The sequence below is a fragment of the Sulfobacillus thermotolerans genome, assembly GCF_039623705.1.
Taxonomy (GTDB): Bacteria; Bacillota; Sulfobacillia; order Sulfobacillales; family Sulfobacillaceae; genus Sulfobacillus; species Sulfobacillus thermotolerans.
In genome coordinates this window covers 241,911-262,967 of sequence record NZ_CP133983.1, presented here as the reverse complement: position 1 = coordinate 262,967, position 21,057 = coordinate 241,911, and the positions used below count along the sequence as shown (strand labels likewise).

Below are 21,057 nucleotides of genomic sequence, written 5' to 3'. Positions count from 1 at the left end.
TGATTAGCGGCTTTCACATCGGGGATCAACAATTTGGGCTGTCCCCTCAGGACCGGATAGATCCGGTCAATTGTCCGGTACCAGTTTGCTCCAGATTTCTTCGCGATGGCGCGCTGCTTAATGGTATCAGCGTGCTTGTCAAAATACGCGCGGAGTCTCGGCAATTGGTCCAAGTTGATCAACGAGCCGTCCAGTTCGAACGGGTTAATGACATATTTTCCTCCCCAGTGGATGTCGCCCTGCGCAATGTCTCTCGTCATCACCAGAGGGAGCAACACCTGCGTTTCCACGTCAAGTTTTTGACGGACGGGATCAATAATGAATACATGATCAGCCCCTGTGGCGACCCCAATGCCCACGCGAATGCCGTGCACGGGATCGGTTAAGTTCGGATGTTGTTGCTCTAGTTTACGCAAAACGTTGTGGTAATCTGTGGACTCCAAGATCCATGGCGCATCGCCACTGACCCACGTCTCGAATCGGTGCCATTGAACAGCCACGTCACGGGATTCCTCACCATGCAGTAGGGCCTGACGCGCCAAGTTGCATGTGGTTTCGTTGACGCGCTCCATGCGCACCACATGCACGGGGCCCCTGGTTTCTTCGGTATTTTCAATGACAATCACCGCAGGATAGGCCGAAACCTCGTCGGCAAAGGGACTAGTTTTATGCATGTCAATCACATGTTTCAACCGATAACGGGATACGATCAATTCTCTCAAACGTTTCCCGTAACGATTGCGCATAAAACGGTCAGCCACAATAAACCCCAGCGTGCCCCCATGGTTCAGCAGGTCAAGACCATGTTCAATGAAAGGTACATAGAGGTCGGCTCGATCATAAATCGTGGCATACTGTTGGCGATATAACAATATCTTGTCTGGTGCGATCAATTCTTGCCGGACGTAGGGAGGATTCCCCACGACAAAGTCAAAGCGTTCCCTAAGACCGTCGTCCGTAGACGACCGGTCGTGGTTCCACAATAAGAAATCCCCATCAATGAGCCACCGGTCTAATAGAGCATCGGTGGTACGGTGTGAGCGGCCATACGCTACCATGGCGGCATAGAGATTCGCCCGGCAGACTTCTCTGGTGTCCTCATGAATTTCTATCCCCCGAACACTATCAGCCAATTGAGTTGAGGCATATTCCAGCATCCCGCCATGACTCTGGTAGGATCTTAAGAGACGCTTGACGCCCTCGGTGAGAAAAGCCCCTTCTCCCACCGCTGGATCGAGTAGCCGGAACTGATGTAGCCGCTTATCGGGGCTATAGCCCACGAGGTCCAGAATGAGATTGACCACTTCGGGATTAGTATAAATCGCGCCATAAGTCTTTCGCAATGTGCTATCTGAAATATCTATCAATGGCTGATCCTCCTGTGCTCTGCAGCTCCATCAATACATGTCACCACAAGAATCTCGCCAAACCTCTGCCGGCGGCGTCGGACTATCCATTTGCCGCCTGCGATAAGGGGTCAGTCAGGTTGTTGACGGGGTTTTCCCTGCAGGGAAAGAGCGCTCATATACGGAATCTCAACATAGCCTGCGATCATTCGTGTAACTTCTCCCTTAGGCCGATTGCCACTGTTGTATCTCGCGTTGTAATTCGGTGACGACCGCATGGATATCGACGATAAAGGCCCAAGCTCCTTGACCCGGCTGCCGCAAGACCGACATCAATTCGTCTCCTTGCTTTTCGAACACGTCGTGTCCGTTCGTCACCAAAAATCTTTCCTCCAATGGCTGATCTAACCCATGCATGGCGTGCAGAACGGTCACGACTTTACGTAACGATTGAAGGCTAATGCCCGCATCCCGCAGTTGGGCGGCCACCCGCAAGGCGACTAAATCCCGGAAACTATAAATGCGGCGACTCCCTGTTCCATGCGCTTGAACGACGCTCGGCGACAAAAATCCGCTACGATCCCAAAAGTGTAGCGTTTGCGCCCCAATGCGGGTCAGCCGCTCGACTTGTGCGGTGGTAAATCCCTCAAGTTCCACAATAAGATGATCCCCCCTTGCTTCTAAAAAACAAAGTCTTTATAATCTAATTAAGTCACTTATATTATAGTCGACAGCCGACCACGTAGCAAGAAGGGAGCGTGAAATGGCGACAATCAGTTTTAACCGATCACCAAATCTATCTTGACAATCACGGCCATCGACTCAGTGGATGGTTAGGCGAATTACGGGAGTATGTACCCATGACATAATACCGCGGTTAATTCCGCGGGATCAGCATTCTATTGGTTTGCTACTAGGTTTTTGCTGGGATCGCGTGATCCCCTTCGAAGATTCCCGGCTGCGTGCGCTGGATCATGGGGTGTTAGGGTCAGCAACTACCAGCGCTGTCGAGTTTTTTGGCCTAGTTCGCTTCCGCCTGCTTACGTATAGTCTGTATGGATAATCGCCAAGGATAGCATAATAGGATATCTATGGCGGCATCTTAATCCTTGGTAAATAGAAGAGGGAGGAAGAGGTATGGCAAAAAGATATAATTTATTTATAAGCCATTCATGGACATATAGCGATGCCTACGACAAGATGATTGCTCTTCTTAAAAAAGATCCGGCATTTCATTACCACAATTTCTCGGTACCAAAAGATGACCCAGTTCATGACGCGAAAAACGATAAAGAATTATACGAAGCGATCAAAGCTCAGATAAGACCAAGTAGCGTCGTGCTAATTCTCGCCGGTGTATATTCAACTTATAGCAAATGGATTAACAATGAAATTCTTATTTGTCAGACAGAATTTACTATTGAAAAGCCTATTGTCGCAATTCAACCCTGGGGTTCCGAAAAAACATCGACCATTGTCAAAAACGCCGCGGATAAACTCGTCAAATGGCAATCAAAATCGATTATTGACGCCATTAAAGAGCTTTGTGATTGAAAGGAGATGCTATATGAGAAAAGCTCTCATAGTGGGTATTAATGATTACCCTGGGGTCCCGTTGGATGGATGTGTCAACGATGCCGTACAGATGGCCAACACATTGGAACGCGACGGTGATGGGACACTTAACTTTTCTGTGAAACGATTGACCTCCCCGGCAGACACGATTACCAAAGCATCGCTTCGGCACGCCATTCAACAGCTCTTTACGGGGAACAGTGATGTAGCTTTATTATATTTTTCAGGTCATGGATTGATTAATTCAGCTGGCGGATGGATCGTGACTCCGGACTTTCAACGTTACGATGAGGGAATATCCATGGACGAAATTCTGAATACAGCCAACCAGTCCATGGCAAAAGATAAAGTAATTATATTGGATTGCTGTTTCTCTGGGACATTTGGTTCCCCTGCATTACAGGGTGGCACTCTCGCGCAACTATCAGATGGACTAACCGTTTTGACGGCATCGAACAGAGGAACTGGAAAAACGGCATTGCTTTTGGACTTATTGGGAAAAAATCGTCATGACGACACCATTGTTTGCTTCATTGAAGATATTAAGTGAATTTACTTGTTACTCAAGTTTGGCGTTTTACGCACAATTCGACACGGCTCTAACTAGCATGCGTTAAGATGCGCTGCAGATTACCCAGAATTTGGCTCTTCCGCACTTTTGGTGGAAGACTTTCCAGCGTTTGTCAAACCCTGGCGAACTTTGTCACGCGGTGCCCGCCACGTGACGGTGCTCGTCTGTGGTCATCTCGCTGCCGCCGTATTCGGCGGCGGGTCCGACGGCGACCGTAAAAACGGCCAGGCCATACCAGCCCTCCGACATTTGATCCGACGCAGGAGGGGGTGATACGCTATGACGCCGCGTTCGTGTGGAGGATGCGTTTGCGCAAGGGATCGAACCCGCCCCGTCCATACATCAGCCGTTTCAATCGCTTAATTTTGTTGTTAAAGCCTTCGGAGGAGCCTCCGCGTCGCCGGACGGCGACGGCCTTTTCGCAAAAGGGGACAGCCGTCGCAAAAAATGCTCGATACTCTCTCCTAAGTTTTTCAGCAGATGCCACCGATCGGCCACTTGTTCCGCCTGGGGGGCTCCCTCGCGCGCCGCGTTCGCATACCCGATGGCCCGATCGCGGCCCACGACCTCAATAGACGGGTGCTCCCGCAACCACGCGGCGACGGTCTCGGCCGTGCGGTCCGGCAAGATATCGAGGATGCCGTGGTGTTCTAAATCCACCACCACGGTCGCATAGGAGCCTTCTCATTTAATCCAAACCCGCACGTCGCGGGGGTTTTGGGGCTTGATTGGTGCCATTTTCCCACACTAGAATCTACCAAATTCCCCAATTCGGACTAAATTCTTGACAAACAGGATCACCTCCCAAAAATCGTGTGACTGGCATTTGTTGCCAGATCCTACGATGGGGAGGTGATCCCGTGCTTGCTCGGCACGGGCATCATACGACATTTCAGCATCAACTCCAAACCGATGTGGCGCAATGGCCGCCACACTGGGGCGATCCGCGGGCGTGGCAGGACGCCCTCACCTGGAGTCTGGCGGCCGATCTGGATGGGCTCCGGCCCATCTTGGCCGCGGCGTACCACCCGACCCGCGGTCGTCCACCCATTGATCCGGTTACGCTACTACGGGCCATGGGTCTTCAAATCATCTTCGGGGAGTCCTCGATCTCACGGTGGGTTCAGCGGTTACAACAAACCCCGTTCTTGGCGCGGTTGTGCGGCTGGTCGGGTAAGGTTCCCGCCGTCGGCACCTTCTACAACTTTCTGTACCGACTGTATCCCGACCCTGATCGACGCCGAGGGGCGCTGCGGCGCCCCTCGGGGCGGAAGCTGAAGCTCAGACCGGGCGAGAAGATTCCGCCAAAGCGGCCCGGCGTCACCGGTCGGGTGGCGCGGCGGGTCCTGCGGGAAGCCGCGCGGCCGGCCCGGCCGCGGGTCACCGACCGCTGGGATGCGCTCTTGGCGGCGGTCGTGCAGGCCAGCGTCCGCCGAGGCGTGTTGCCGCCCACCTGGGATCTCGCGGTCGATGGCTCGCCGATCGAGAGTGGGGCCCACTCGTTTGGTCGGAAAGTCTGTGACTGTCCGGGCAAGCGCTGCGGTTGTCTGCGCTATTTCGGGGACGCGCACGCCTTGTTGGGATGGGACAGTTATCGCAATCGCTATTACTTTGGCTACAACGTGGTGAGTTTGGCCGTCACCAATGCCGTCCCCGGGCGCCCAGCGCATCCCTTGGTGGTGAGCCTGGGGCTGCACCCGGCCAACCGGTCCGACGGCGTCGCGTACCCGGCCCTCCTGGTCAAAACCCAACGCCGCTTCGCCGGCACGGGGGCGACCATCCGGCGGGTCATTGGGGATTCGGCGTTTGACGTCGATGACCTGTGGACCTTTACCCAAGCCCGCGATGTCACGCCCGTCTTTGCGCCCCATAGCCCCCCGAAGCCGCCGCAGGTGAGTCCCGCCGCGGCCGCGGCGGGCATCCGGCTCAATGGTCAGCATCAACCCGTGTGTGCAGCCGAGCGTCCTTTGGTCCCCCGCGGGTGGGCGCGTCGTGGCGTGCGTCACTGGGCCTGTCCCCTGGTCAACAAAACAGCCCCGGCTTGCCCAACCCCGTGTGCAAAAGCGCATAAACTGGTAAGCATCAACTTTCGCGGCACCCGCTATGACCAGCTGGGGTTGCCCTATCGGTCCCCCGAATGGGATGCGGTCTATGCACAACGGACGAGTGTCGAGCGGGCCCACAGTCTCTGGGAAACCGGCGGCGTCAAGGCCGCGCGCCATCGCCGGCGCTACGTCTGGTACGGGCGATTGGTCATCGGGGCCATTGCCCAACACGTTCAAGCCTGGGTGCGTGAGGCGGCTTCCTAACCCCGCTAGGGTGGAAAGGGCGGTGAGGGATTTCCTATCCGACAACTGACTCGCTCAAAACAGCGGCGACACCGCCGCCGAGCATCCTATTGCTATCGGGCACTCCACGGTATGGTACTCCCCGAGTACCAGCTATGGCCGACAGCCCACGGAGCCTTCCGCGTCATTTTCTGAGAAGGCTCATAGCAATGCCCTTTGGCGATCGCCCAGTCATCAATGCCCACAATCCGCGGAGGCGGAAACGTGGGGTCCACTTTACCCCTCATTGACGGCCGCGACACTCTCCCTTGCGGGTACCTCATCCTTAAGCTGCCTTCCGCGGTCGAGCTGGATGGTTAGATCATACCTCGTGTCATTGTTAATGGATACCTCAGATGGCGGGATGATGAACACCCATCTGTAATCGCGGCTCGTCTTCGGAGGAATGATGTCGCTTGCTACTGGATTACCCTTAATATCATAGACCAAAGCCCATGATCTGCCTACGTATAGGCTCGGATGACCAAAAGATAATCGAACTTTAAGTCTCCCCTCGGTCGCGCATCCCACGCGTCGTAGACCTTGCTCAAAACGAACCCGACCACAACACCGACGTACGGTCTTACTTGTACCCAGCAACTACTTCCATGAATAGCTGATTGTATATGATGGCTCATTTATGTTATGACCTGTGCGCTCAATGGCAAAATCGCTCTATATTGACCTGATGGTTGCTTCGCATGCAGCACCCTCGCCGGATGCACGCGCGCGGTCTTTATCGATCGGCGACGTCCGCAAACTCCACCCGTGTCCCACACAGGTCCTCCTTTCCTTGCCCTTTGTTCAGATTGAGTGTGAAAGAACGGCAAACACCCATCCAGAAATAAGACCATCCCTGTTAACTGAATGCGGTGCATGGAGGCATTCAGTTGCCAATTAAAGTATATCCTAACTCGACGTCAGGATCTCCGCCATTGGTCATGAAGTGTCCCATAACATGACATCTGTGCCGTATACTGGAGACAATGAAGAAGATGAGACGTCAGTTGAGCTCTCTCAAGAAAGTCAGCAACTGCTGGGGTGCACCGCAGCTCTTCGACAGCAGTTGATGAATACTGTAGCACTGACAGCCACATTGACGGATTCCCAAGTGGTGGCTTTCCCTTGCACTGAACTGAGCTATTTGGAGTGGTATCTTGAACACTCTTGTTCAGTTAGGTTTACATAGTTGTCCCCCACGGCGTGACTGAATGCGAAAGCAAGCATTTAACACAAAGTAGCTATCGCGCTTTCCATTAAAAATACAGGCGCCGCAACTGTTGCAGACTATATTGCTATGCTTGTTTTACAATCGTGGGTTTTCATGGTCCGGCGAATCACTGCCGGGAGAATACTGTCAGATTCCGAAAGATATGAGTCAGTTCGGGTATGCTGCATAGGTCGCAGAATCTCGTTCCATTAGACAAGTTATTCGAGAGAGACCGAGATCATACGCGTTTGAGAGCAAGATGCAGGGAGATTGCGTGTAATTTTTCTCTAGAATAAGTTATGACGGAAAGGACCATTGGATATGAAAAGTCGAAAGTTGAGTTGCGGAAGATCGACGACGACAAGAGATGCGCGCGATAACGAATCATCCGTAGATAGATCGTTGGGGAAACATTTCTTATATGTTTCGGGAGGATTGTTGATTTTACCGTTTTTGGCACTCCTAATCAAATCACCTGAGACGAATGCCTTGATCTTAGTGACCCATTATCAATCCCTCGTATTGGCTGTGCTAGCTTTGGCCATCTCAGTTGTCGCATTAACTACATACTTGACTTTGGAAGAACGTGTACGGGAGACAATGGCCAGCGAAATAGGCAAATTGAAAGAGGACAATAAGGTCCGGGTACGGTTGCTATTGGATCTTGAGAAGAGTCGCGCAGATTCACTCCAACTTGAAAAGACCGTAGAGCGTATCCTGACAAGTGTGGATTTGTACGAGTTTTTCCAGAACGATATTCGAGAAGTGTACTGCAGTTATACCAAACCGGGCCAAATTACCACAGCTACTGCGGTGTCTTTAAGAGATTTCTTTCGTAAGCACACGCAGTATGATATCGATCCGGTGTGGAGATTTCTTATAGACATTTCCACCCAAACTGAACAAGGGTTTGACGAAGCCAAACAACTTTGGCCTTTAGTTGAGAAGAAGGTTAACAGAGTACAGATGTTCTTGACGATAATCTGGCTTTTTGGTCTATGGGATTCCTTACAGGAGGCAAGTTGGTGTAAATCTTTAAGTAGTCTTCTGCTCGACGCATCAAACCACCTGCATCTTCGCGATAGGGTTATACCGATTATTCAATCTCGATGCGAATCTGTGTATCGGGATCATGAACCGAACTGGACAACAACAACAGGAGCCGTAGGTCAATTAACCTTGTATGTTCGGCATGGGGACACGACCCATCTCGAACGATGGACTCTCTACTATGCTGATCTATTTGGTAATCAGCCTATTCCCAACGAAACCATGTCTGGCCAAAGATCCCAACAATATGACGGAAAATGAGAAGATCGCTGATGCCCTCTAGATTAAGTAGTGGATGGAAATCGTCGTTTGTGGCACGGGGTGCATAATCCGACCGATGGTAGGCCAGCCAGCACGCCATAGTGTTTGTGCTGAACTTAAATAACCGAAAGCTGATGGTCTTGCCCGTCCACCGTCCGACGGCTATACTGACCGTAATTCAATTACAGCCTCTAACCCCGAGCAATGCAGTTTTCAGTGTTACAATGATTAAACTATCTGAACATATTTCATCGGCGCGTTATCATTCCCGCCGCGTGAAAACTTCTCAAGGAAGTAACCGGTAAGTATTTAGGATAGAACAAGGAGGATTGGCTGCCATGACGACTCACTATTTTCCAGATCAAGTACATTTTCGGTGGGACCAACACTTAGCTCCCGTGCTGACGATTGCTTCCGGGGATACGGTGGTGTATGACCTCCGTGATGTAACAGATGGGCAGATTAATCCCCAATCTTCGGATGCGATCCTTACCGAGTTGGATTGGGATCGTGTTTATGCGTTAGCTGGCCCCTTGGGTATCGAAGGTGCTGAACCGGGCGATACCCTGGAGATAGAAATGCTCGATTTGCATACACGTGGATGGGGATGGACCGGGACTATTCCGGGATTCGGGTTATTACCGCAAGACTTTCCTGACGCTCATCTGCATATTTGGGATATCAGCAATGGGCGTGTCGCGCGCTTTCAGGACGTGGCCAGTATTCCACTTCGGCCATTTTGTGGAACGATGGGTGTCACGCCTGCAACGTCTGAACCTACCCTGATTATGCCTCCAGGACATTTTGGGGGCAATGTGGATTGCCGGGATTTAATCACCGGAACGCGTCTCTATTTACCCGTACAAGTGCCGAAGGCGCTATTTAGTGTCGGAGATCCTCATGCCGCTCAGGGGGATGGAGAAGTATGCGTGAGTGCATTAGAATGTCCTATGACGACGGCATTTCGCTTTATCTTGCATAAGGGGTATTCGATTCCCGGACCCCAATTCCAAACCAGTGGGCCTTTACGCTCTGGAATAGAGGACCAAGGCTATTACGCGACGATGGGCGTGGGACCCGATCTGATGGCGGCCGCACAAGATGCGGTACGGGCCATGGTGGACTATATCAGCCATAATTATCGTCTCGATCCGCTAGACGCTTACATTTTGTCGTCGGTGGTGGTGGACTTGAAAATCTCGGAGGTTGTCGACCAGCCCAATTGGGTGGTTTCGGCCTATTTACCCCTGAGTATTTTTCATTAACTGACACATCACCCTGATATCGACAGTTTCCTACTTTATGTTTTTCCAAGGAGTGTGCTCCCTATGCCAAAAACCGCACCATCTGCCAGTCCCGAAGATATTGCCCAGCAGATCCGCAGGACCGTCCACGGCGAGAGCGCCACGATTCAAGGATCGGTGCTGACCGCGCCAGCCGCCGAGAGCCGCACCACGGTATCGCAGGATATTTTGGTGAAAGACATCGATCCCCGCGGCACCAATGTGCGGTCGCGGATGGACCCCGGGATAATCCGTCTGTCAAATACAATATTACCAATACTGATTATTTCTTGACCAACCTATCAATGGAGAAGCCGTACCTCTTCACATGAAAAATGTCAAAGCCGTGATCAAATCCAATATCCAAACGTAGTAGCAACAGCGTGCGACTGTGGGTTAGCAGAAGAGTTGGCCTCTTCATACGTATTCGAATCGATGACGGAAGCATAGTAACCGGCTTTGTAAAGGCGAATGCCTAGGTCCGCATCTTCAGTAACATTGTAGGGATCCCATCCTCCTAACTCGCGCAAGCGGTCAATGCGAAAATGGTTCGATGTCCCCCCTAAAGGAATGGGCAGCTTAGCGCGATATAACGCCGGTAAAAAGAGGTCAAACCACGATGCATACTCCGCGGTGAACCACCGCGTTAATAGGTTTTGTTCCGCATTAAAATAGGAGAGCTTGGCCTGGACACACGCCAGTTTATCGTCATGCTGACGAAATGCCACGATGGCTTTTTTGAGTTGCAAAGGTTCAGGCAGATCTTCCGCATCAAAAATGGTTACGTACTCCCCTCTGGCCAGTTGCAGTCCGTAATTGCAGGCTTTGGGCTTAGTGCGTGGCTCGCTTGGGGGGACAATCACGATATCGATGAAGTGCGGTAAGTTAGCGGCCTTTGCGGCCGCAATCGTGTCCTCGTCGTCAGCTTCAAGCAGTAACTTGACGTCGAGTCGGTCCTTTGGATAGTCAAGAGCATTTAGTGCCCGTGTTAGAGTTGGCAAGACGGCCGCTTCTTCACGGGCTGGTACTAAAATCGTATAAATCGGTAAATCGCGCTCGTCTAATGCCGCGACCATATCCTGACTCCCTAAGGCGGAATCAGGAATATCCGTGCCTTGGCGAATCATCCACAGACGATAGGCGATGGTCACAGAGTACATAATGATAAGCAAGCTACTAAGGACCGATGTGGCCACACTAGGATGCCACACTAAGAGCGCGACGACACAAGCTAAGGTGACAGCAACACTAACCCATTGTCCTCGTGTCATAGTCTTTCGGGCAGAATCTTCAGGCCGAACGGTAGCCAGGTGGTCACGGCTCATAGCCATATCAACAACGTGAAATCGGGCCGTTAACACGGCCTCAATATCACGCTTGCCAGACACCATAACTTGAGGAGCAGAGGGCAAAAGACGCTCTAATTCCTCCACCGCTTGTTGTGACTGCCACGGATCTTCGACAGCCAGCACAGCCGCCGACCCACTCCATCCAATGGGTACCATCCGGGCTTGGCGCCAAAACTGTTCCTCCCTTAGAGCCCAGACATGGCTCAGATTGGGTTCGTGGGCAATTTTTTCTGGATCTTGTGCTAACAAGTTCACTTCAGGAAGGTTGAGTTGCGACGCTACAACCCGGGCCACCCCCCAATAAGTGAGGACCCGGTGCTGAACCAAAATTTGGCCGAGTTTTCCACCGCGCCGTGCCTGTTCTGCCAACGCGCTGTCAACATCGCGCGAGGAAATGAGCCCTAAACGTCTCGCGGTTTCTCCGAAATAAGATGATGGCCGCACATCATGGTGTTCACCCAAGACGCGTCGGTACGCGTGAGCAATGCTCCGCGCACTCGCACGGTAAAGTTTTACCGGCACGACAATACGTCCTAATAAAGCTCGTGCGTCATCACTTAAGGGAAACACCGCAGCCACACAGACCCTGCCCGAATCAAACCGAAAGGCTAGCAATCCAGCCTTTTGCGCACTGGCCGCATCTAACATCAGTGCTGCACTCGGGTCAACGGGGTCATGGATTTGTCCCTGAGAATTCCTTGTGGGAAAGAGGTCGATGCTCTCGATGGCCTCTTGAGGCATCGCGGGCGCGGAATCTACAAAATGACTTGGACCGACTATCATGAGATATTTCCTTTCTGGGAATTCTCGACTGGCTGAGGCGGATGCAAAACGGGTTTCCTTTTGTGATTCTGCTGGGAGGACAAGGAGGCATAAACAATAATCATTCCCCCAAAGAGCACAAGCGGAAGAATATCAATAGTCCAAAACATCAACAACATGGCCACGAGAAATATTGCTACGCTACCTGCAGTCCAAACACTGCGTCTCAAAGTCTTCATCGTCCACCTCATCCTCTCGCCATCCTAAAGCGTTAATCACATCGTAGATGGTTTCCTGTGCTCATTGTAAAGAATAGGGTCTCGCGATACCGTACCAGCTAGCGTCTCAGACTGCGTCTTACAATCCCATCGTTACCGGCGCAAACTGGTAAATATTTTGCGGTTTTGACCTGTTAAAATCTTGAACATTCTTTGCATCTAGGATTACTATGAGATTAGAAAAACTTGGAAGAACCAAGTCAAGCATTGAAACGGCCGATAAGGGCAAACCTGATTGAAAAACAGGGACGCAAAACTAAAGGGGCTTCTTACCATTACGGTAAATGCCAGCCAGTTGCCGAAACGGGACATTGGATTTGAGACCGTCCCGCTTTCCGGGAGGTCTCGTTTCATGTCGGAGGACATGAAAGGAAGAAAATCCAATGACGCCGATGGTTAAATTGATGGCGCTTAGTGCGCTGGCGCTCCCATTAACTTTTCTTTCCGTGAACCATTCCGTTTCCACGGTGGCAAGTAACGCGGTTCTTGCTGCGCCCCCCCTTACCACCTCGATAAGCCGCAATGATTTCGGCATTGACGTGTTTTCCTATGATAGTCAGTTAAATCTCCCCTCCACCATACCAACCCTGCAAACACTGGGCATGGGAATGCAGCAATTTCCTAACGACAACCAGTGGAGTTGGGTCAGCAATACATTTCGCAACGGGGGGACCGGTGCGGTGTCACTTAATGACTGGTCCCATATCTTACAGGCTACGGATAATAGCGGCTTATTTATCTTTAATTATGATGAGAACCCAACGTTCACCGGCGGAGGAGATGCCCAAGACGCTACTCTTCTCACGCAATATATCGTGAGTCATCATCTTCCCATTTCCGCTATTGTCATTGGTAGCGAGGAATATGGTCCCTGGGATTTTGCCGCCAACATGAATACCTCGCACTCTGCCGCCTATTATGCGCAAAGCGCGGCCCAGATTGCCCAAGCGATCCATGCGGTTGACCCCGAAATGAAAGTCGGCATTTCTTTCTCTTTAGGAATGGGCTCGTATAGCCGCAACTGGAATCAAACGGTATTACGCACTGATGCTCCCTATATCAATTTTGTCAGCATCCATGACTATCCCCTTGCATCAAACCTCTCGAACACCGAATTGCTCACGCAAATTCCCCAATACATCTCCCAAGCCATGAATTACGTGCACGAGGAGATTGCGGCTAATGTGCCCCTCTCTTTAGCTGGGCATATCCAAACATGGGTGACCGAATACAATCCGTGTGGGGAACCGGGCCCACAATCCATCAGCCCAGTTTATGGAGCTGCGATGGTAGAGAGTGCGATGCTGTGGCGTGCGGAAGGCGCCTCTAAACTTTTCGTTTGGAGCTATGATGGGCAGGCCCATGTGGCAACACCGTCTTGGCCCGTGGCGACCAATGCTAACGCGCCATTTGGTCTCTTCGCCCTTGCTGGAGATGGACAGTCTCCTGAACTCCCAGCCAATACTTTATACCCCTCTGGTCAAGCCCTGTCCCAGCTAATGAACGCTATTGGCCAAGGGGGCGTTTTAAGCACATGGACCAACAGTTCCTTCGTTGTCGGAGCGATTAAGAGCAATGTGGGCCAAAGCCTATTTCTCATTAATGAAACGGCGAGGCCCCAGTCCGTAACAGTCAATGACCAAACTTACGAAGTACCTGGCGCCTCTTTGCTCAGTACCACCACGACGGCCCCCATCTTCTCCCTGTCTCTAAGCCAAAATACCGAAGGCAGCACGCTGCCGAAGATTACCTATCACAAACATACTCCTGTTATTCAAAGCCCAGGAACCGTGTATGATGGCGAAGTGGTGACACTCCAAGGTTTGCATTTGGGATCTGCCATGAAAGCTCCGGCGTACGTACAGATCTCCCAGAACAACGTCAATTACGGGGGACCAGGGGATGACTACCATATTGCTATTAGTCAGTGGACTCCAACTTCTGTTACCTTTAAAGTGCCAAATGGCTATTCGGGACCAGGCCTAGCCAATGGTCCGGCACCCCCCCCCCCCCCCCCCCCCCCCCCCCCCCCCCCCCCCCCCCCCCCCCCCCCCCCCCCCCCCCCCCCCCCCCCCCGGCACTATCGAGTTGGCAACTGACAACGGCGTAGTATCCAACATCGCCCCGGTTATGGTAACACCGCCCCCCCAATTAGGGGTTTCGCTAAGCCCTGATAGTGCTTTGCAGCCCGGAACCATCCTAACGATTACGGGTACGAACTTGGGCGCTACCCAAGGGTCTGGATATGTGCTAATCAGTCAAAACGGGATTAATTATGGGGCCCCCAGTGATTGGTACAAAATTCATATTCTGCAATGGACCAATTCCCACGTCGTCTTAGTTATTCCCAACGGCTCGTCGGGTCCTGCTCTATTGCCGGGTACTGCTACGCTTCAAGTTACAAACTCTACAGGCGAACAGTCTCCTCTGATGTCGTTGACGATTCGGCAATAGACCCGTACTACTCATGTTTACTCCCCCGGCTCCGACAGATGCGGGGGAGTATTTACGTTAAGGCGCAGATGGCAAAATCGCGTAGAGCCGGAATTTGTCAGGTCCGGGAAAACTTTTAATCAGCCGTGTCCACGGCACGGAACCCGCCCATAACCCGGGCCATTGGCGATTGATCGCGTCGAGTTTAGCGGTAAACAGCGGACGCGGCACCAAAAACGCATCGACCCGGCCTCGTGGATTATGCAAAATGGCAGCAAAATCATAATCTGACGTAATGGTTAGCTGATTTAGGTGATGGATGCGAACGGCTATTGGCCAATCAATAAAGGTATCCGCTAAAATTGTAAGGTGGGGATGGTCATTGATATACTGCACCACGTTCGCTGTTGACGTAAAAGGATTATCAGCATACCGCAATGACTGCCCGCGAAAAGCCGCATCGATAATCGGACCATTCGGATGACTCAAGAGGGGAATTTGCACTGCCAAAACCGTTCCGACATCTCCTGATATCAATATCAATGACAAGCCTGCCCACAAAAAGCTGCGGGATAACAGACTTTTAGGTATTCGAATTTTTGAGGCCGCATAAAGCATCAGCAACAGCCCATTGGGAATAAAGGTGATAAAATACCGATCCCAATCGGCTAAATGTCCTGAATAGACGAAAGCCAGCTCGAGCGCCACCGCCCCAATGGTACCCGCAATTAACACAATAGCCCGGGCGTCTTTACGCTTACCAAAACAAAAGAACAACGTAAAAATTCCTCCGAGATGCCCCCAGCCATCAGTCGGCGTAACGATCCATGTTGCAGATAGTCAAAGAGTCCATCGTAGCTGCCCAACATACAGCTTACCCAAAGCAAGTCGGTCATTCCATTAGCACCATAGAGAATAATAAAGGGATTGAGCGCAAAGATGAGGGTTGCCGTAATTCGCACCCCCTTCGGAACCGTAAAGCCTTGGATAATGTGGTTGAAATGATAGACCCCAATGGCCCCAAAGACTGCCGTCACCACATTGCCCGCAATACCGCGGGACACAACGGCGGGAAACCAAGGATGTAGGGCCACGATGGGTAATTCTAAGAGGCTCGGCAGAGGGTTCCATATGAGCCCAATAGCTCCCAAATGTGGGTCGCGACTAAATAAGACGTAATAAGCATTGCTGACCCGAGAGGCTGCGTCGCCCGCATAATAGTGCAGATCGTAAATAAAATAGACACTGACCGCCGCATAAACGAAAAAGGCCAATACGGCAATTCCTTGACCTTCCGACAGCATCCAGGATTTGCGCCTATTCCGAATAGCTAGAGTAGGAGTGTTTCGCGTCAGTGGTGGATTAACAAGGGACGACGTTGTGTTGGTCATTAAGGTCCTCCATTGGACTCGCAAGATATTGAAAAGGTGCTAATACCGTCACTATTACTGTAGGCCATGAGCGCCATTTCGTCTGTCCCACAGTGCGTCTCAATAAGAGTATCGGCGCAGATCATCCGGGGTGCCGTCTGTGAAAAACTCTAAGCATCGTCACGAAGCGTGATTGATTAAGTGCGGGTTCTTATTACGTTCGACTGTGAAGGGGTTGTTCCACTCCTAAAAGACTGTGAGAACGGCGAGCGAGAATGTGATAGCCTGTATAGGTCACCATTGATGCCACAGCGATTCCTGCTACTTTGCCCAATAAAGCTCCAGTATTTCCCAAGACGTGCGACGACAATCCACTGAGTGTCATCTGCACGGCCACTCCAAGACTTGTCACCACATAGAATCCGAAGGCCGGTAAGGGGGTGCGAAAACTAACACGAGAATGCAGAATATAGCCACATATACTCGCCACAATCCATGCGCCTAACGATTCCAAAGCAGCGAGAAATCCGTTGTGAAATGGTGGCCAAATCGACATAAACATCCAGAAGACCGCAATATCGACCACTGTGTTGAGTGAACCCACCACCCCAAACCGCAAAAGCTGCCATCTATCCTCCCACACGCGGTGGAATACGTGTGACCAATGAGCCCATGCCATCTTCCCCAAAGACGGCACACAAGCCACCATATGATTCAGTCCGGCTCGTCGTGGACGCACACTGCGCTGATTGACGGGAACCTCGATAATCCGCAAATTATGACGCCTTGCCTTCATTAACGCTTCAATATCATAGAGCCATCCCGGTTCCCTGGCTTTCGTTAAGACATCTCGCGCAAACCACCCTGGGAAGACTTTCATGCCCGCTTGTGTATCCTTGACGGGGAGCTGCAACACCTTAGATGCTAGCCAATGCGCTAAGCGGGAGGTGTGGCGTTCAAACCACGGACGTTCATCATGTTCCCGGCAAGCAATGACGCATTGGTCATAATCTTTGCCAATGAGTTCTACCATTGCAGGCAATAGTTCCGCGGGGTATTCCAAATCGGCATCAATAAAGGCGACAACGTCGCCTCTACTGGCCTGAAATCCACACATAATGGCATGGCCTTTTCCGGTCGAGGTATGGGTTTTCAACACGTGAACCGGAGACTGCACAACATCCGCCGCTCTTCGTGCCTCGGTACTGGTGTCATCGGAAGACGCGTCATCAACGACAATGATTTCTACCGCCATGTCAGCCGCTTGAAAGATCGCGTCTATTGTGTATATGGCCTCACCAATGCGTCCCGCCTCATTCTTGGCGGGAATCACCACTGACACTAATTGCTGCTGGGCTACCCATGCCGTAGTTGGTGCCATATCTGCCAAAATGGTTCGCTTCCCTTCCTACCCGTGATGTTCTCACTCATACGCTAACAGGGCAGGAAACAAGGAACAGTACCAGTCGCAGTCGCAATTTTGGTCTCTTATCGACCGAGTATTGGTGCAAAGCGCCTTATAGCCCATAAAGGGGATGAAGACATCTGATCTTGTCTGGGGAAGTGGGTTGAGACAAAGCCTGAGACTGTTTACGGTTTTTTAACCCATTACACTCAAAGGGCCAACATAATGGATGGTTGTATATAAAGAAAGGACGAATTCGGATATGGCCCGAAAGGCATACCAAAATAAATCGGCCGCAATTCCTGCCTTGACGCAAACCGAAATAGACGCGCTAAAGCTCGCAGCCCAAGGCCATACAGCAGAACAAATCGCCCAGACCATGGAGATTGCACCACGCACCGCCACGCGCCATATTCACCGGGCGCTGAAAAAGCTTCTCACGCGTTGGCCCGCAGCGCTAATCGAAGGATCGCCGAAAGTAACAAAGACCAGTTCGTCTGACCAGTGGAATAGGATTTTGACACGCAAGGCGGGAGAATCCCGCATCAAGGCGTATATTAAGCGCGCTCAGTTGCAACCCCATTCGTCATGGGCTTATATTTATATTCTCCTCATGAATAGTACATCCCAGCCCTATAGACAGCCCACAGTATTAGAGGGTATTCCCCACCATGTCCGCGAATCGGATACAGTCATCCAGTGGGATGACCATGAATGGGTAATTTTTCTCCCCGCGGCAACAAGGGGAGAAGCCGAAGCGGTGACACGCCGGATGACTGGCGAGCGCTCGGTTCACTTTCCCTTTGGCATTGGATGGAGTGTGTCAGGGCTTCACGACGATGTGGCAGATGCCATTCAAACCGCTCGTCGTTTAGCCCTTGAAGATTATGCCCAGGTGGTCTTTTATTCGACCTCCCATAACCGAATGCCTCCCCATTAGGGGGAGGTGCCTCGCTCCTATTCCGGCGCGTTTTTAACTTGAACGCTTGGTACACAGGTCATTCAAATAGGGCCTGAGCCAAGCGTTCAAGCGCCGCCCGGTGGTTGCGAAAGTATGTGGCACGGGAGAGGTGCAGACGTTCCGCCAATTCTTCATGGGTCCCCTGCTTATCCAAATAATACAGCGCCAGCAACGTTTTCCCGCCAATATGCGCTCCTAAATCGGCCGACGTCAAGGCATCGAGGAACCATGCCCGTAATTGGTCCGGAACCCCAACCTGACGCCAATACTCGGCCAGGACGGTTCGTTCTAAATCTGGTTCGGAAGATAACAACTGAAGCGCTTCTTGAATCGCAGGAATTGGGTGCTCAGGCGGCGGGGCAACCGGGGCTCGCAGAATATCAGCCAGCCAGGCATGATATCCCATTGTCGCCAAATCGAGCATCCTAGATGGTGTCGCATTCTTTGGATTCATCGGCAATCCAAATCCTAAATGATTCAACACCTGGCTCATGGCTGGCGATGTCTCCCGTACGGTCCACAGCACTTTGCCTTGGGGCGGAAAGATGCGAAGGAGCGCCCCGAAGACCGTCTGTTCCATGAGTCCATCATGGTCTGGCACCTGCAAATCATGAATAATAAGCAATTGATCGTGACTGCGGCGGTCGATGACCACATATCCGGCCGCGGTGCCATCTTGATGAAATGCCGTCAGCACTTCAGCCTGCGTATAAGAGACCTGTGCAGAATCATAAGACGCTGGGGGCAAATCCGCTAGCCGACCCCAACTCCACGTAAACTCATCACTACGGTCGAATAATGGCTTCCCGACTTTCATCCGTATAAGGGGCATGATGCGGTCCCAAAACTCCTCGCTTGTTGTCGCCTGCTTATGGAGCGCTTGATGAAGATGATAAGCGGCTAGTTTTCGTGTCCATTGTTCCCACATCCAAGGCCGTGAGGCTTGCGCTGCGCGCCTTACCCGCTCCCGTACCATAGCCGGCATTCCGTAATATCCGCCTTGATAGGCATCCACGAAAGGCATTGCCGTTAATGCATCCCACGATGCCGCCACTGCCTGATGTCCTAGCACTTCGGCGAGCAAGTGGCGGTTAAAGATCGGGGTCATTGAAGAGACGGCGATTAAGGCATCGACATCTTTATCGTTGCCCTGTCCCGCTCGCCAAGCCATACGCTGAGAGCCCGGATGGCACACTTGCTCTAAGAGAAATGACGTCATTCCTCCTGTCATCACTCCGCACGCCACCGCACTATCACCCGGCCATGCCTCGGCCACTAATTTGATGCTATCCATCATCATACACAACAACCTCGGCCGCCCCCTGGAGATAGCAATGGCTTCCTCCACCACGGCAGGATCATGGACGTCTAACTGAGCACATAACTGACGAGCTGTATCCATATCAAAATCCGTCAGCCGGTGCGACACAATTTGTCCTGACTGCTCGCCAGGCCACAAGCGGCGTGGCGACTGACGTCCGGCTAAGATAACACAGCCACCAGCTCGGCGGACTCCAGAAATGACGGGCCACAAATCTTGGACAGCATCATAGTTATCCACAATCCATAAGAGACGCTCTTTGTCTTTCACTGCCTCCACTTGCATCATGATCCGCGGCCATCCATGTTGACCGTGCCTTGAGCCGGACATCTCATACTGGTTATCCATGAGGCCGTCGGTAAAGATCACCTCGCCCTCCCAATCCATCATCGACTCAAAGAACCGTTGTAAAAGATACGATTTACCGCAGCCAGCTGGTCCCCAAAGATATAGAATGTGACGCGTGCCTACAGGACGTTGTGGCGTGTGCTGTAGTGCCTGCCATACGGCATCGCGTCCAATAATGGTCTCCCGGTACTCCGTATTGTACGATCCCACCTCTTCAATCACTTGTGGTGCCCCCCCGTTCTTCGTATCGTCTTTTTGTGGTTCGGCAACATTTGTGCTCATCCTGAGCGCGCTAGCTCCTTTTGGTACCGTATTTGTACTGTAATTCAAAACGTCTCATGAAACGTCTCACATTTGTCTCAGGTTTTTTCGGCCATACAGTGCCCCTTCACAGTGCCAGTACGTTTTTGACAGCGAGAGACAGCCTCAAGTGGCGTTCTAATCGTCCGTAGCCATTATTATTGAAGAAATAAAATCGAAATCCGACGCGTTCTTTAGGACTAGGACGCTACATTAATAGGAGGGATGGTCATTCAAAGCCAACCGTCTTGAGATTGTATTTGAAACTGTGGGCCATGGAAACATGCGCCTATAATACAAGGGAGTGAATGCACATGGGAGGCGTAACATGCTCATCTGCGATTGCTGTGGACAGGCCACTTCGGGGCTAGGACAGTCTTTTTCTTGGTGTAGTCATTTCCCCAATCTGTCGCGGTGGAAGACGGTTAAGATCTCGTCAGTCAATGGACACTGGCGCTTAGATGCGTTGTTATGCCGCCGGTGTGTGCGCCGTATCCGCGCTGAAATTGTGCATAGCGATTCATCGTGGCATACACCCGCAGTAGCTAACCATCCGTTATAAATAGGCGTAGAAAAAGGCCGCCAACACTCCTAGCAGGAATGCTGGCGGCCTTTTATCTTGACTCCCTATTTATCACAACAAGTTTATCCCGGAATCGACGGGGGCTGGTCCGAACTCGCGCCCGGCCGACGCCCACTGGCGGACGTCTTCGCCGCCTTGTCGCTTTTGTCGACACTGAGCGCCACGCGCCGGAGCGTCAACAACAATATCGTCATGACCACAATCTGAAAAATCCACCACGCCGGGTCCCACCAATGCGGCACCCCTTCGCTATAGGGAATCTTCAAAGGTAAGGTTGGCCAAAATCCTCCGCTCATATCCTCAGGCCTCCATTTCTCGCGTCTT

Annotated in this window: 19 protein-coding genes, 2 pseudogenes and 1 riboswitch; of the genes and pseudogenes, 10 read left to right on the top strand and 11 right to left on the bottom strand. The window is 51.8% G+C overall.

The annotated features are described in order from the left end of the window. Positions 1–575: 575 nt before the first annotated feature. Both ORD20_RS01170 and ORD20_RS01165 read right to left on the bottom strand, forming a co-directional pair. A pseudogene (locus ORD20_RS01170) lies at positions 576–1,343 on the bottom strand (HsdM family class I SAM-dependent methyltransferase); the annotation flags it as partial. Positions 1,344–1,571: 228 nt separating this feature from the next. Further along, positions 1,572–2,003, bottom strand: coding sequence for a helix-turn-helix domain-containing protein (locus tag ORD20_RS01165; protein ID WP_242968520.1), 432 nt, complete (start codon positions 2,001–2,003; stop codon positions 1,572–1,574). A gap of 480 nt (positions 2,004–2,483) precedes the next feature. Here ORD20_RS01165 and ORD20_RS01160 point away from each other — a divergent pair, with 480 nt between their 5' ends. Then, entirely contained in the window at positions 2,484–2,900 is a 417-nt protein-coding gene (locus ORD20_RS01160) for a TIR domain-containing protein (RefSeq protein ID WP_103375622.1), read from the top strand. 13 nt (positions 2,901–2,913) lie between these two features. Then, positions 2,914–3,471 (top strand): caspase family protein, encoded by a 558-nt coding sequence (locus ORD20_RS01155; RefSeq protein ID WP_430626425.1) that lies wholly within the window; start codon positions 2,914–2,916, stop codon positions 3,469–3,471. A gap of 372 nt (positions 3,472–3,843) precedes the next feature. Here ORD20_RS01155 and ORD20_RS01150 read toward each other — a convergent pair. Further along, positions 3,844–4,170 (bottom strand): annotated as a pseudogene (locus tag ORD20_RS01150) (ISL3 family transposase); the annotation flags it as partial. 137 nt (positions 4,171–4,307) lie between these two features. Here ORD20_RS01150 and ORD20_RS01145 point away from each other — a divergent pair. Beyond that, on the top strand, positions 4,308–5,801 hold the full coding sequence (locus ORD20_RS01145; RefSeq protein WP_369825253.1) for a transposase: 1,494 nt from the start codon (positions 4,308–4,310) through the stop codon (positions 5,799–5,801). A 92-nt stretch (positions 5,802–5,893) separates the two neighbouring features. Here the strand turns inward: ORD20_RS01145 and ORD20_RS01140 are convergent, their stop codons facing one another. Continuing rightward, positions 5,894–6,055 carry a hypothetical protein gene (locus tag ORD20_RS01140; protein WP_158246273.1) on the bottom strand — a complete coding sequence of 54 codons (162 nt, stop codon included), beginning with the start codon at positions 6,053–6,055 and terminating at the stop codon, positions 5,894–5,896. 1,412 nt (positions 6,056–7,467) lie between these two features. Here ORD20_RS01140 and ORD20_RS01135 point away from each other — a divergent pair. From ORD20_RS01135 to ORD20_RS01125, 3 genes are all read left to right on the top strand, one after another. Then, positions 7,468–8,340, top strand: coding sequence for a hypothetical protein (locus tag ORD20_RS01135; protein WP_430626424.1), 873 nt, complete (start codon positions 7,468–7,470; stop codon positions 8,338–8,340). 338 nt (positions 8,341–8,678) lie between these two features. Next, a complete protein-coding gene (locus ORD20_RS01130) occupies positions 8,679–9,605 on the top strand; it encodes an acetamidase/formamidase family protein (RefSeq protein WP_103375615.1) in 927 nt (308 codons plus the stop codon). Between the two features lie 63 nt (positions 9,606–9,668). After that, positions 9,669–9,917 carry a hypothetical protein gene (locus ORD20_RS01125; RefSeq protein WP_103375614.1) on the top strand — a complete coding sequence of 83 codons (249 nt, stop codon included), beginning with the start codon at positions 9,669–9,671 and terminating at the stop codon, positions 9,915–9,917. 56 nt (positions 9,918–9,973) lie between these two features. Here the strand turns inward: ORD20_RS01125 and ORD20_RS01120 are convergent, their stop codons facing one another. Further along, positions 9,974–11,755 (bottom strand): glycosyltransferase, encoded by a 1,782-nt coding sequence (locus ORD20_RS01120; RefSeq protein ID WP_430626423.1) that lies wholly within the window; start codon positions 11,753–11,755, stop codon positions 9,974–9,976. Next, the gene (locus ORD20_RS01115) at positions 11,752–11,973 is read right to left on the bottom strand and encodes a hypothetical protein (RefSeq protein ID WP_146039049.1); all 222 of its coding nucleotides are present in this window, start codon (positions 11,971–11,973) and stop codon (positions 11,752–11,754) included. Before ORD20_RS01115 ends, ORD20_RS01120 begins: the two co-directional genes overlap by 4 nt. A gap of 253 nt (positions 11,974–12,226) precedes the next feature. After that, positions 12,227–12,315, top strand: a riboswitch (cyclic di-GMP riboswitch). Positions 12,316–12,395: 80 nt separating this feature from the next. Here ORD20_RS01115 and ORD20_RS01110 point away from each other — a divergent pair. Both ORD20_RS01110 and ORD20_RS01105 read left to right on the top strand, forming a co-directional pair. Next, positions 12,396–14,111, top strand: a complete 1,716-nt coding sequence (locus ORD20_RS01110) for a hypothetical protein (protein ID WP_430626422.1) — start codon at positions 12,396–12,398, stop codon at positions 14,109–14,111. Continuing rightward, positions 14,101–14,466, top strand: coding sequence for an IPT/TIG domain-containing protein (locus ORD20_RS01105; RefSeq protein WP_430626421.1), 366 nt, complete (start codon positions 14,101–14,103; stop codon positions 14,464–14,466). The genes ORD20_RS01110 and ORD20_RS01105 overlap by 11 nt, the downstream gene beginning before the upstream one ends. A gap of 57 nt (positions 14,467–14,523) precedes the next feature. Here ORD20_RS01105 and ORD20_RS01100 read toward each other — a convergent pair whose 3' ends face one another. The 3 genes from ORD20_RS01100 to ORD20_RS01090 form a co-directional block, all read right to left on the bottom strand. Beyond that, the gene (locus ORD20_RS01100) at positions 14,524–15,222 is read right to left on the bottom strand and encodes a hypothetical protein (RefSeq protein WP_430626420.1); all 699 of its coding nucleotides are present in this window, start codon (positions 15,220–15,222) and stop codon (positions 14,524–14,526) included. Next, positions 15,174–15,749: a hypothetical protein gene (locus ORD20_RS01095; RefSeq protein ID WP_430626419.1), complete on the bottom strand. Its 576-nt coding sequence runs from the start codon at positions 15,747–15,749 to the stop codon at positions 15,174–15,176. Before ORD20_RS01095 ends, ORD20_RS01100 begins: the two co-directional genes overlap by 49 nt. A 280-nt stretch (positions 15,750–16,029) precedes the next feature. Beyond that, positions 16,030–17,196, bottom strand: a complete 1,167-nt coding sequence (locus ORD20_RS01090; protein ID WP_103375609.1) for a bifunctional glycosyltransferase family 2/GtrA family protein — start codon at positions 17,194–17,196, stop codon at positions 16,030–16,032. A 286-nt stretch (positions 17,197–17,482) separates the two neighbouring features. Between ORD20_RS01090 and ORD20_RS01085 the strand changes: the two genes are divergently transcribed. Next, complete coding sequence (locus ORD20_RS01085; protein ID WP_158246271.1) at positions 17,483–18,160, top strand: helix-turn-helix domain-containing protein; 678 nt, start codon at positions 17,483–17,485, stop codon at positions 18,158–18,160. Between the two features lie 58 nt (positions 18,161–18,218). Here the strand turns inward: ORD20_RS01085 and ORD20_RS01080 are convergent, their stop codons facing one another. Continuing rightward, the gene (locus ORD20_RS01080; RefSeq protein WP_103375607.1) at positions 18,219–20,132 is read right to left on the bottom strand and encodes a cell division protein ZapE; all 1,914 of its coding nucleotides are present in this window, start codon (positions 20,130–20,132) and stop codon (positions 18,219–18,221) included. Between the two features lie 346 nt (positions 20,133–20,478). On the opposite strand from ORD20_RS01080, the gene ORD20_RS01075 reads away from it, so the two are divergent. Further along, positions 20,479–20,712, top strand: a complete 234-nt coding sequence (locus ORD20_RS01075) for a hypothetical protein (protein WP_146039047.1) — start codon at positions 20,479–20,481, stop codon at positions 20,710–20,712. 83 nt (positions 20,713–20,795) lie between these two features. Here ORD20_RS01075 and ORD20_RS01070 read toward each other — a convergent pair whose 3' ends face one another. Further along, on the bottom strand, positions 20,796–21,029 hold the full coding sequence (locus ORD20_RS01070) for a hypothetical protein (protein WP_430626233.1): 234 nt from the start codon (positions 21,027–21,029) through the stop codon (positions 20,796–20,798). Positions 21,030–21,057: the final 28 nt, after the last annotated feature.

Bases quoted from the DNA above. Each gene is read 5' to 3' on its own strand.
- ORD20_RS01160 (WP_103375622.1), top strand. From the start codon at position 2,484: ATGGCAAAAAGATATAATTTATTTATAAGCCATTCATGGACATATAGC.
- ORD20_RS01155 (WP_430626425.1), top strand. From the start codon at position 2,914: ATGAGAAAAGCTCTCATAGTGGGTATTAATGATTACCCTGGGGTCCCG.
- ORD20_RS01130 (WP_103375615.1), top strand. From the start codon at position 8,679: ATGACGACTCACTATTTTCCAGATCAAGTACATTTTCGGTGGGACCAA.
- ORD20_RS01125 (WP_103375614.1), top strand. From the start codon at position 9,669: ATGCCAAAAACCGCACCATCTGCCAGTCCCGAAGATATTGCCCAGCAG.
- ORD20_RS01120 (WP_430626423.1), bottom strand. From the start codon at position 11,755: ATGATAGTCGGTCCAAGTCATTTTGTAGATTCCGCGCCCGCGATGCCT.
- ORD20_RS01115 (WP_146039049.1), bottom strand. From the start codon at position 11,973: ATGAAGACTTTGAGACGCAGTGTTTGGACTGCAGGTAGCGTAGCAATA.
- ORD20_RS01110 (WP_430626422.1), top strand. From the start codon at position 12,396: ATGACGCCGATGGTTAAATTGATGGCGCTTAGTGCGCTGGCGCTCCCA.
- ORD20_RS01095 (WP_430626419.1), bottom strand. From the start codon at position 15,749: ATGCTGTCGGAAGGTCAAGGAATTGCCGTATTGGCCTTTTTCGTTTAT.
- ORD20_RS01090 (WP_103375609.1), bottom strand. From the start codon at position 17,196: ATGGCACCAACTACGGCATGGGTAGCCCAGCAGCAATTAGTGTCAGTG.
- ORD20_RS01085 (WP_158246271.1), top strand. From the start codon at position 17,483: ATGGCCCGAAAGGCATACCAAAATAAATCGGCCGCAATTCCTGCCTTG.
- ORD20_RS01080 (WP_103375607.1), bottom strand. From the start codon at position 20,132: ATGAGCACAAATGTTGCCGAACCACAAAAAGACGATACGAAGAACGGG.
- ORD20_RS01075 (WP_146039047.1), top strand. From the start codon at position 20,479: ATGCTCATCTGCGATTGCTGTGGACAGGCCACTTCGGGGCTAGGACAG.
- ORD20_RS01070 (WP_430626233.1), bottom strand. From the start codon at position 21,029: ATGAGCGGAGGATTTTGGCCAACCTTACCTTTGAAGATTCCCTATAGC.